Below are 10,730 nucleotides of genomic sequence, written 5' to 3' on the forward strand. Positions count from 1 at the left end.
GCATCCCCGCATACGCGATGGGGTGCGTGGGTGGACCCGCTCTGCCCAAGGCCGGGGAGCTGCATCCCCGCATACGCGATGGGGTGCGGCGAAAAATGTCGGTGCCGTCTGTCACCCTTCCCTCATGGACACTTCCTCACTGCTTCTGGCCCTGGCGGCGCTGCTGGTCGGCGTGGCCCTCGGTTTCCTGCTCGCCCGCCAGAGCGCCGCCACCCGCACGGCCCGCGCCGAGGCGGAACGCGACGCCGCCGTCAAACGGGCCGCGGACGTCACCGCGGACCGCGAACAGCTCGCCCACCAGTTCCGGGCGCTGTCGGCGGATGCCCTGGAGAAGCAGACGAAACAGGCCGACCGCGCCGCGGAACTGCGCCTGACCCCGATATCCGAGGCGCTGCGGCAGCTCCAGCAGCGCCTGGCGGAGGTGGAGAAGCAGCGCACCGCCCTGGCCGCGGAGCTGAAACAGCAGGTGGAGGGGGTCCGGGTCTCCGGCGAGGCGGTGCGGAAGGAAGCGGCGTCACTGGCGACGGCGCTGCGCGCCCCACACGTGCGGGGCGCCTGGGGTGAATCCAGTCTGCGGCGGATCGCGGAGGTCGCGGGGCTGGTGGAGCACTGCCACTTCGAGACCCAGACCAGCTACACATCCTCCGAGGGCAACCGTTTGCGCCCCGACATGCGCATCGACCTGGACGGCGGCCGGGCGGTGTTCGTGGATTCGAAGGTGCCCCTGTCGGCCGTGTTGGAGGCCTGCCAGGCGGAGGACGAGGAGGAACGCGCCGCGCACCTGCGGCGCTTCGTCAGACACGTCCGCACCCACATCGACCAGCTCTCCGCCAAGGAGTACTGGGCCCTCGACGCCGGCAGTCCCGAGTTCGTGGTGCTGTTCCTCGGAAGCGACGAGTTCTACCGCCTCGCCCTGGAACAGCAACCCACTCTGCACGAGTACGCCGCCGCCCGCCGGATCACCCTCGCGGGCCCGGGCCTGCTGATCCCGCTGCTGCAGATCATCTCCCACGGGTGGCGGCAATCCCGGCTGGCGGAGTCGGCGACGAGGATCAGCGCGCTCGGACGCGAGCTGTACTCCCGGCTGGCGACCCTGGGGGCACACTTCGAGAAACTGGGCGCGTCCATCAACGGCACGGTCAAGAACTACAACGCCGCAATGGGCACGCTGGAGTCACGGGTGCTGGTCTCGGCGCGACGGTTCCGGGCGTTGGACGTCTCGATGGATGAACTGCCGCGCCTGAGCTCCGTCGACGAGGGGGCCCGGACCCCCGTCGCCCCGGAGCTGACAGCTCCTCCGGACGCGGGGTGAAGGACCCCGTCGGCGGCGGCACCTCGTCTCTTTCCGCGAACCGATTGAGCCGATCCGTTCACCGGCTTCCCCGGGTCGGCTCAACCAGCCCCGGGAGGAGCACCCACGTCGTCTCCACAACCTGGAGTATCTACTGCTGGTAGAGACGCGACACCCTGGGAGCGATCAGGCAGGGCACCTCGTAGGTGATGGTGCCCATCAGGTCGGCGAGTTCCTCCATGGTGATCTGCTCGTCGCCCTGACGGCCGAGCAGCACCACCTCGTCACCCACCGCGACCTGCGGATCGTCGGGACCGAGGTCGATCATCGTCTGGTCCATGCACACCCGGCCCGCAATCGGGTAGGAACGCCCACCCACCAGCATGCGTCCGCGGTTGCTGAACAGCCGCGAATAGCCGTCGCCGTAGCCGACGGGCACGGTGGCGATCCACGTGTCACAGGGGGCGGTCCAGGTGCGGCCATAGCCGACGGTCTCCCCCTTGGGGACGCGTTTGAGGAACGAGACCCGCGACGTCCATGTGGCGGCGGGGGTCAACCCCTCCCAAGTGGTGGAGGAGTCGGCTCGGTAACCGTAGGCGATGATCCCGGGGCGGATCAGGTTGGTGCCCGTCAGGTCGTGGCCGAGCACCGCCCCGGAGTTCCCGGCGTGGACGTAGGGAATCTCGCCAACGGCGTCGCGGATCTCGTCCACGACGGCGAGGAACCGGGCGAGCTGGTCCCTGGTGAACTCCTCCCCCTCAGGGCAGTCACTGATCGGCAGGTGGGTGAACACGCCCTCGAGGATCAGATTGGGGCTGTTCCTGATCTGCGTGGCCAGGGCGACGGCCTCGTCGGGTTGGACGCCGACGCGTCGCATGCCCGTGTCGACCTTCAGGTGCACGGGATGCCGGATGCCGGCACGTTCGGCGGCCTCCTGGGCTGCCCTCACCCCCGCGGCATCGCCGACGGAGATGGTCAGGCGAACCGCCAGGGCGCGGTCCAGTTCCTCGGGAAAGCAGGGGGAGAACTTGAGGGCGGGAAGTTCGACACCCCCCTCGCGGAGCTGTTCGGCCTCGGACACCTCGGCGACGCCGAGCCACTGGGCGGAACCCACGGACTCGACGTGCCGGGCGACGGGAACTATCCCGTGCCCGTAGGCGTTGGCCTTGACGGGAAGGAGGACTGCACGGCCGGGGTTGCGTTCACTCGCCAGGGCAAGATTCGCGTCGATGGCGGCCAGATCTACGTTGAGCTGGGAAGGACACATACCCTCATTCTGGCGCACATGTCGAGACCGCGGGGTGGCGGTGTCGGTTTCGAGTGGCACAATGGCACCCATGTCAAACAACCAGTGGACCGGCGCCCAGGATTGGAACGCCCAGCCCCAGCAATCGAACGCCCAGGATTGGAACGCGCAGTCGGCCCAGGAGTGGAACGCACCCGGGCAGCAGCCCGCCCAGGAGTGGGGGGCCCAGTCCCAGGATCAGACCACCGTCCAACCCGCAGCCCAGGATTGGAACGCGCCCGCGCACGATCAGACCTCCGTGACCGCGGCGCAGGACTGGAACGCCCAGCCCCAGCAGTCCGTCCCGTCAGCCCCGGAGTGGGGCACCCCGGGACAGGAGAACACCGCCCAGCAGAACATGCAGGACTGGAACCAGCAGGCGGCCTGGGGGGCGGCCCAGCAGGCGCAGCCCCAGCAGCAGCAGTGGGGCGGCCAGCAGCAGGCTGCTGCTCCCTACGGCGGCCAGCAGCAGTGGAGCGGCCAACCGCAGGCCCCGTCCGGCCTCGGGGCGCTCTTCGACTTCGGTTTCAAGGGCAGCCTGTTGAAGGGCAGTCTTGGCGCCGTCTACATGATCTCCACCATCGCAGTCGGGGTCATCGTCCTCGTCACCCTCATCAACGGGATGGTCTCCCCCATGGGCCTCGCGTTCGGTAACGGTAGCGTAGCTCCGACCCAGATCATCTGGGCCCTGCTGGCCCCGATCTCCGCGGGCCTGATCGCGCTGATCCTGATCCGCGCGATCCTGGAAGCTCTGGCATCGGTGGTCAAGAAGAACGACGACACCCAGGAGTGATCTCCTCCCCACGTCTCCAGGCCGGGCCCCCACGGGCCCGGCCTTCTCGTTCCCCGGAGGTCAGAACAGCAACGCCAGGGCGGGTTCCGCGAGGATCTCGGCGACGTCGTGGAGGAACCGGGAGCCCTGCTCACCATCGATGATGCGGTGGTCGAAGGAGACGGCCAGGGTGGTGACCCAGCGCGGCACGACCCTCTCCTCCGGGCCGGCGCCCACCACCCAGGGGCGGCGCTGAATGGCGCCCATGCACAGGATCGCCGACTCGTCGCCGTTGATGATGGGGGTTCCCGCATCGACCCCGAAAACCCCGACGTTGGTGATGGTGAAGGTGCCGCCCGCGTAGTCGGAGGGCTGGAGTTTGCCGTCCCGGGAGACGGCGACGAGCTGGTTGAGGGCCCGGCACAGCTCCAGCAGGCTGAGGTCCTGCGCCGCCTTGATGTTGGGCACCATCAACCCCCGCGGGGTGGCGGCCGCGACGCCGAGGTTCACGTCCCGGTGGTAGACGATCTCGCGGTTCTCCTCGTCCCAGGACGTGTTGAGGTCGGGGTTGCGGCCCAGCGCCAGGCACACCGCCTTCGCGTGGATCAGCAGCGGCGAGACCCGCAGACCCGCGAACTCCCGCCGCGCCCTGAGGGTCTCGACGAACTCCATCGTGCCGGTGACGTCGGTGGTCAACCACTCGGTGACGTGGACGTGGGTGTTCACGGAACGCACCATCGCCTCGGCGGTGACCTTGCGCACCCCCTTGATGGGAACGCGACGTTCCCCGCGACCCCCCGGGCCGCGCGGCGACCCGAAGCCGTGGCTCCGCGGTCCCGGGTCCTGGAAACTGGCGGCGTCGTTGACGACCCTGCCCTGCGCGGGCTCCTCCCTGACACCCTCCCCCGCTGCACGGGACCGTTCGAAGATCCACGCGGCCTCGACGTCGGCGCGGGTGATGGTGCCCTCCGGCCCGGTTCCCGCGACCTTCCCGAGGTCGACCCCGAGGTCGCGAGCGTACTTGCGCACCGGCGGTTTGGCCCGCGCGGACTGCGGGTCGGAGGCCAGCACCAATGTCGATTCGGTGGGAGCGTCACCCGTCTCCGGCAACGGATCACCGACGGGAGCGGCAACGACCCGGCCCGCGGGATCCACGTCGTCGGGACGCCGCGACGGCTCACGGGAGGCGTAGCTCTCCCCCAGCCCCTGGAGGGCGGCCTCCGCATCCCGACTAGTAGTGCTTCTGCGGCGGCGCCTCGACCTGGCGGTTTCGTCGCGCGGCCCGTAGCCGACGAGGGTCGGGGGCTCCTCCCCGCCACCCTCGACGCCGTCCTCGATCTCGACGATGGCGGTGCCGACCTCCACCGTGACCCCCTCCGCCACCAGCAGCGACGTCACGGTCCCGGCGTAGGGCGAGGGCAGCTCCACCAGCGACTTGGCGGTCTCGATCTCGACGAGCACGTCGTTGACGTCGACCTCCTGCCCGGCGGCGACCCGCCAGGCCACGATCTCGGCCTCCGTGAGACCCTCACCGGGGTCCGGGAGAAGGAACTGGCGTTTCATCATCACTCCTTGTCTCCTGTACTCACCAGGCGAGGGAACGGTCGAGGGCGTCGAGGATGCGGTCGGTCGACGGCAGGAACTCGTCCTCCAGGCGCGAGGGCGGGTAGGGGATGTCGTAGCCGGTGACGCGCAGCACCGGGGATTCCATGTCGTAGAACAGGTCCTCGTGGAGACGGGCGGCGATCTCCGCGCCCAACCCGAGGGTGCGGGGTGCCTCGTGGACGACGACGGCGCGGCGGGTGCGGCGCACGGAGGCGGCGAGGGTGACCCAGTCGATGGGCGCGAGGGAGCGGAGGTCGACGACCTCCACCGAGGTACCCTCCTCGGCGGCGACGGCGGCGGCGTCCAGGCAGGTGCGGACCATCGGCCCCCAGGCGACGAGGGTCGCGTCGGTTCCCTGCCGGAGGATCCCGGCCTGGTGCATGGGGGCGGGCCGCTGCTCGGTGTTCACCTCGCCCTTGACGTGGTAACGGCGTTTGGGTTCGAGGAAGATCACCGGATCCGGGGAGGCGACGGCCTGCTGGATCATCCAGTGGGCGTCGTGCGGGTTGGAGGGGGTGACCACCTTCAACCCGGGGGTGTGGCAGAAGTAGGCCTCCGGGGATTCGGAGTGGTGTTCGACGGCCCCGATGCCGCCGCCGTAGGGGATGCGCACCACCATCGGCATCGGTTGCCGCCCGGCGGTGCGGGCGTGCAGTTTCGCGACCTGCGTGACGAGCTGGTCGAAGGCGGGGAAGACGAAACCGTCGAACTGGATCTCGGCCACCACGCGGTAGCCGCGCATCGTCAGCCCGACGGCCGTGCCGATGATTCCTGATTCCGCCAGCGGCGAGTCGATGACCCGGTTGGTTCCGAACTCCGCCTGGAGGCCTTCGGTGACGCGGAACACGCCGCCGAGTTTCCCGACGTCCTCGCCGGCGATCAGGACCTTCGGGTCGGCCTGGAGGGCGCGGCGCAGACCCAGGTTGATGGCCTTGGCGATCGTCATACTGCTCATGCCTGCTCCCCTGCCGCCCATTCGGCGTACTCGCGGCGCTGCGCCTCGAGGGCGACGGTGTTCTCGGCGTAGACGTTGTCGAACAGTTCATCCATGGTCAGGTCCGTCAGTTTCGGGATGGCGGCGCGGATCTCGGCGCCGAAGTCGCGGGCGTCGGCGTCGAGAGCGGCCAGCCAGGCGTCGTCGATGACCCCCTGCCGTTTCAGGTGGGTGGTCAGGCGGGCGATGGGGTCGCGGCCGGCCCACTCGGCGGTTTCCTCGTCGGGCCGGTACTTGGTGGGGTCGTCGGAGGTGGTGTGGGCGCCCATTCGATAGGTGAACGCCTCGATGAAGGTGGGCCCCTCGCCCTTGCGGGCGCGTTCCAGGGCCCAGCGGGTGACGGCGTGGACGGCCAGCACGTCGTTGCCATCCACCTGCACCCCGGGGAATCCGAATCCCCGGGCGCGCTGGAACAGCGGGATCCGCGACTGCAACGCGATGGGTTCGGAGATCGCCCACTGGTTGTTCTGGCAGAAGAAGACGACGGGGGCGTTGTAGCTGGCCGCGAACACGTAGGCCTCGTTGACGTCGCCCTGGGAGCTGGCCCCGTCGCCGTGGTAGGCGATCACGGCCGCATCGTCGCCGTCGTCGTTGCCGACGAGGCCGTCGAGCTGCAACCCCATGGCGTAGCCGGTGGCGTGGAGGGTCTGGGAGCCGATGATGATCTGGTAGTTGCGGAACCGGTCGAGCTGGTCCCAGGCCCCGGCGTCGCAGCCCCGGAACAGGGCCAGAATCTGCTGAAAGGGCAGGCCGAGAGCGAGGAAGACGGCGTGTTCCCGGTAGGTGGGGAAGACGACATCGCGGGCACCGAGGGCGTGGGCGGAGCCGACCTGCGCGGCCTCCTGCCCGAGGGCGGGCGGCCACAAACCGAGTTCCCCGTGCCGTTGGAGGGCCGTGGCCTCGGTGTCGAAACGCCTTGCCAGCACCATGTCCCGCAGGTACTGGGTCAGGTCGTCGTCGGTTCCCCCGAAGGAGAACCCGGGGTTCTCGACGCGCTGCCCGTCGGGGGTCAGCAACTGCACCATGTCGTGATTCATGACCTCTCCTAAAAACCTACGCAACCGTAGCCTACGGGGGCGTAGGTTTCCTCCGAAGGTCGAGAACCTACAATTCCTCCGACGAGATTTGTTGGTTCCACCCATCCGCCCCCGGAAGCCGTCCCGCGCCCTCGCACGCGACACGAGGCGCGCGAGTGTCATCTTTTTGGTTGACGCGGGCCCGGTGCATGTCATTCGCTCGCGGGTATTGCTCGAAGTCGGGTCGGTTCTGGCCAAGTCCCGGGGCGGGACATCTCGATCCCTCGTACGGCCCGGGGTTGCGGATGCCGGGGTTCTTTCGGTCGGGTTCTGTATCCGGGGGTTCGGCTCGGCGGGCACGAGTGTCGCCGTTGAACTGCAGGAAGGGAACTGCTGATGTCCCAGTGGAAGATCGTACCCAAGGCCGTGAAGGCGATGCTGCTGGAGGTTTCCGAGCAGCAGAAGGGCCTGGCCGCCACTTTTTCCGAGGAAGAGCTCGGAGCCGTCGAGGCTGCTCTGTCGTGGTGCCCGCAGGTTGCCGGACACATTCCGGTTGCGCTGAAGCGGGTGATGGAAACCCAGAAGAAGAACCTGCACGCGGTGGCGTCGCACGTGAACGCCGGAATTGTGGGGGTGGGAAATGCAACGATCTCTTACGAGCAAGCGCAGCAGGAGATGGCAGGCAACTTCGAGAGGGAGATGTTCAAATCTGCGGCATCCGGAGATTTCTCGTATTTCGAGCAATACGGCTACAAGGGTGAGGAGTAGGACATGCCGGGCGAGAATGCCCCAGTGGATGAAACTGGCCTGATAAACCCAGACGCATTTCCCTGCAAGCCGGAAACCTTGGATCCCGAGACGATCAATTCTGCCGGCGATTCCTCGAGTTCCATGGGCATCGATGTCGTTTCACGGACGACCGCGATCAGGGAGTCGTGGTCCAGGTTACCGGACATCTACGAGTCTCCGGAGCAGGAGCAGGTGTATGGTTTGATGCTGAAAACCACTCTTCCCTCCTTCGACATCAGGGCTGCACTGGTGATATCGGGATCGGCCATCCAGGATTATGCCAGCACGATGGTCACGATCAAAAAGGATCTTCAGGACCTGGAGGAGGCTGCGAAGAAGTTCCGGGAGGAGGCTCAAGCCGGGTACGATGAACAGGTGCCGGATTCGAGAATCACGATTCCGCGGCCTGCCGGTGTGGGGTGGAGTGGCGGCGCGCCGCCATTGAAGACGGAGAAGACCGATTGGCGACGCCATCAGCACGCCGTCGACAAGAACAACGAGTTCGTGGCGAAGTACAACGCGATCTACGTGAAGATCACCCAGGCCGTCAGCGAGTGCGCGGACAGGATCAACAAAACGGACTCGACGGTGTGCATTCCGGCTCCCCCGGCCCCCACCCTCGAAGAACTGGAGCAGATGGGCCCCATGCCGTGGGGAGCCCCCGGGGAACGCCAGGCGAAGAACTGCGCTGATTCCTTCAACATGGGGGCCAGCCGGTTCTTCCAGGAAGCCTGGGACAACGCCACGCGCCTCGCGGGTTTCGACGAGCACGGCTGGAGCATCGGGAACACGTGGAACACGATCTGGGGCGGTGCGGTGGGCATCACCGACCTGGGTACCTCGCTGGTCGTATCCGTTGCCGTGGCCCCCTTCGCCGCGTGGGGAGGGTACAAGCCCAGCGAGTGGGAACGCGAACGCATGGAGGTCTTCGTGCGCGCCGGGGCGAGCTTGGTGGGTTTCGATCTCGATGCCCACTGGAACGGCGAGGACGGCTGGCACAAGTGGAAGAGCGATCCCGTCGCCACCGGAACCGAGCTGGGCCTCGGGCTCTTCGGGAAGGCCGCCGCCTTGAAAACCTTGGGCAAGCTCGGTCTGCTTCCCAAAATTCCGCACCCGACCACGTATCTGCGCAACCAGATCCCGAAATTCGCAACCGGCCTCACGAACCTCAGCGCATCCGTCAAGGAATGGATGCACAAGGGTAACCAGAAGATCTTCGAAGGACTCGACAAACTCGGCGAGGCGGCCGACAACCTGGCCGACGAGATCCGCAAGAGACACGGTCGGCAGCCCGCCTACGCCGGCCCACCCGGCAATGGGCGCAGGGGAATCACCCGCAATTCCGATGTCGTTCATCACACCGCGGATCCCACCCCCGGTACCGGCAAGCGCTCCGAGAGCCAAGCCAAACCACGTCGGGCCGCCGATGATCCCCGCCAAGATGCCGGCGATCATCAGACTCATGGTTCTGACGGGAACGACCCCGCAGCCCTGAACTCCGCATCAGGTCGCACACCTGAGCACCTGCCCCCGGGAACGAACCCCGCCTACTATCCTGATGGCCTACCGCACCCGGATCCCCACATGGGCAACGAGTGGACCGGCGATACAGGACCCGGATTCGACAAGCCTCGAACCCCGGCCACGGGAGATTCCGATGGCGGCCCCGGGGAATGACAGACCCGCAACCGCGGGATGTCCAAGGCGGCCGCCGAGTACCAGAAGCACGTCACCGGGGTCGATCACACCCTGAACGCGAACGAGAAGAGTTTCGCGATACAGGAGTACATTGTCCGCAAATCCGACGGACAATCAGTCGACTTCGATAGCCACGTCTGGCGCAGGGACGGCAACGGAAACCCACAGGAGGTCTTCCTCGAGGCCAAGAACAAATACGGCTGGCTCTTCGGAAAATCAAAAGGTCTGAAGCCAAAACGCATCCAAACCATGAACGACTTCTACGAGCAAATGGCGCGCCAACTGGAAGTAATGCCGGAAGGAGCAAAACTCGAATGGCACTTCCAGGAAAAAATTGTCGCAGACGAGGTTCGAAGAGGACTACCTCTAGACTTGCAAGGCCAAGTCGACATCTACTTCAACCCAAGCTGAAGCAGCACCCAGCCATGGACGACGAGCCTCACGAAACAAGAACGAGCGTATTTGAACTTCACATCACCGGACACATGACCCCAGAACATCCCGAAAGAAAGGAATGAATGAAAAATGACAAACCACGACACGCGTGAAACCCCTCTTGAATGGCACGGCTTCACCGCCATCTGGTTCAACCCAGACGGGAAACTACGAGACTTCACCCCCGGGGTATCCCGATTCCTCAAGGATGCAGAAGAAATAGTTCCGGACTCGAGAGGGAACTGGTTCATCATCGAGGAGAACAGCACCGACGCCGAGGTCATCGCATCCGCCATCTCAACCAGAAAGGTTCCAGGCACTCGAAAACTGGACGGCTCACCGGTCTATTCCGAAGGCGTCTCAGGTGAGGCCTACCTCGATGGCGACCCCGACAACCTCGAGTCGGACAACTCCGTGGGACGGTTCCGGCTTCACAGGGCTGTCGATCGGGCTGGGCAGCAGACGTTCGATCTCATTCTTCACAGATCGACCTTCCCCATGCTGTCCGACCTGGTCCGCTCAGCTGCCAAACACCTCCACCCCGACTACATCTCCGGAAGCAACATTGCTTTCAACCAGGACATGATCAACGCCCGAACCGCCTCAAAGCGCGCGGTTTCCCTCGTCGGACTCGTCTCCTGGATACGCGGTCTCCACCCCCAAGAACTCGCAGGCTACCCCGTGACCAACGTCGAAGAATACGAAGGCGGTCTGTACTTCGAGGCCATCTCCGACCAAGCCGGCACCACCCTCGCCCAACTCGCCGACCACCTCGAACACATCGGCACCCGCCACACACTCGGCCTCCCCCCCGAACGCAGCAGCTCGGTATGGCCCAACCGCCC

General features: G+C 66.4%; 10 protein-coding genes. 6 read left to right on the plus strand and 4 right to left on the minus strand.

What is annotated here, in order from left to right; all coding sequences use genetic code 11:
• The first annotated feature begins 124 nt into the window (after window positions 1-124).
• Window positions 125-1,312, plus strand: a complete 1,188-nt coding sequence (locus E0E39_RS12680; RefSeq protein WP_130875071.1) for a DNA recombination protein RmuC — start codon at window positions 125-127, stop codon at window positions 1,310-1,312.
• Between the two features lie 130 nt (window positions 1,313-1,442).
• Here E0E39_RS12680 and alr read toward each other — a convergent pair whose 3' ends face one another.
• Window positions 1,443-2,558, minus strand: coding sequence for an alanine racemase (gene alr / locus E0E39_RS12685; protein ID WP_165444787.1), 1,116 nt, complete (start codon window positions 2,556-2,558; stop codon window positions 1,443-1,445).
• A gap of 70 nt (window positions 2,559-2,628) precedes the next feature.
• Here alr and E0E39_RS12690 point away from each other — a divergent pair, with 70 nt between their 5' ends.
• Entirely contained in the window at window positions 2,629-3,369 is a 741-nt protein-coding gene (locus tag E0E39_RS12690) for a DUF4282 domain-containing protein (RefSeq protein ID WP_165444788.1), read from the plus strand.
• A 60-nt stretch (window positions 3,370-3,429) separates the two neighbouring features.
• On the opposite strand, the gene E0E39_RS12695 is transcribed toward E0E39_RS12690, so the two are convergent.
• Genes E0E39_RS12695 through pdhA form a run of 3 tightly spaced genes read right to left on the minus strand, consistent with a single transcriptional unit; the run spans window position 3,430 to window position 6,984 of the window.
• Entirely contained in the window at window positions 3,430-4,914 is a 1,485-nt protein-coding gene (locus tag E0E39_RS12695; RefSeq protein ID WP_130875074.1) for a dihydrolipoamide acetyltransferase family protein, read from the minus strand.
• 19 nt (window positions 4,915-4,933) lie between these two features.
• Window positions 4,934-5,908 carry an alpha-ketoacid dehydrogenase subunit beta gene (locus tag E0E39_RS12700; protein WP_130875075.1) on the minus strand — a complete coding sequence of 325 codons (975 nt, stop codon included), beginning with the start codon at window positions 5,906-5,908 and terminating at the stop codon, window positions 4,934-4,936.
• Window positions 5,905-6,984, minus strand: coding sequence for a pyruvate dehydrogenase (acetyl-transferring) E1 component subunit alpha (pdhA, locus tag E0E39_RS12705; protein ID WP_130875076.1), 1,080 nt, complete (start codon window positions 6,982-6,984; stop codon window positions 5,905-5,907). Before pdhA ends, E0E39_RS12700 begins: the two co-directional genes overlap by 4 nt.
• Window positions 6,985-7,359: 375 nt before the next feature.
• Here pdhA and E0E39_RS12710 point away from each other — a divergent pair, with 375 nt between their 5' ends.
• The 4 genes from E0E39_RS12710 to E0E39_RS15850 all read left to right on the plus strand — a co-directional run.
• Window positions 7,360-7,731 (plus strand): DUF6507 family protein, encoded by a 372-nt coding sequence (locus E0E39_RS12710; RefSeq protein ID WP_130875077.1) that lies wholly within the window; start codon window positions 7,360-7,362, stop codon window positions 7,729-7,731.
• 3 nt (window positions 7,732-7,734) lie between these two features.
• Window positions 7,735-9,429 carry a hypothetical protein gene (locus E0E39_RS12715; protein WP_165444789.1) on the plus strand — a complete coding sequence of 565 codons (1,695 nt, stop codon included), beginning with the start codon at window positions 7,735-7,737 and terminating at the stop codon, window positions 9,427-9,429.
• 18 nt (window positions 9,430-9,447) lie between these two features.
• Window positions 9,448-9,861 (plus strand): Tox-REase-5 domain-containing protein, encoded by a 414-nt coding sequence (locus E0E39_RS12720; protein ID WP_130875079.1) that lies wholly within the window; start codon window positions 9,448-9,450, stop codon window positions 9,859-9,861.
• Between the two features lie 114 nt (window positions 9,862-9,975).
• On the plus strand, window positions 9,976-10,730 hold a 755-nt coding region (locus E0E39_RS15850), incomplete at its 3' end, for a hypothetical protein (RefSeq protein WP_165444790.1).

The organism is [Pseudopropionibacterium] massiliense (genome assembly GCF_900607225.1).
GTDB lineage: Bacteria > Actinomycetota > Actinomycetes > Propionibacteriales > Propionibacteriaceae > Arachnia > Arachnia massiliensis.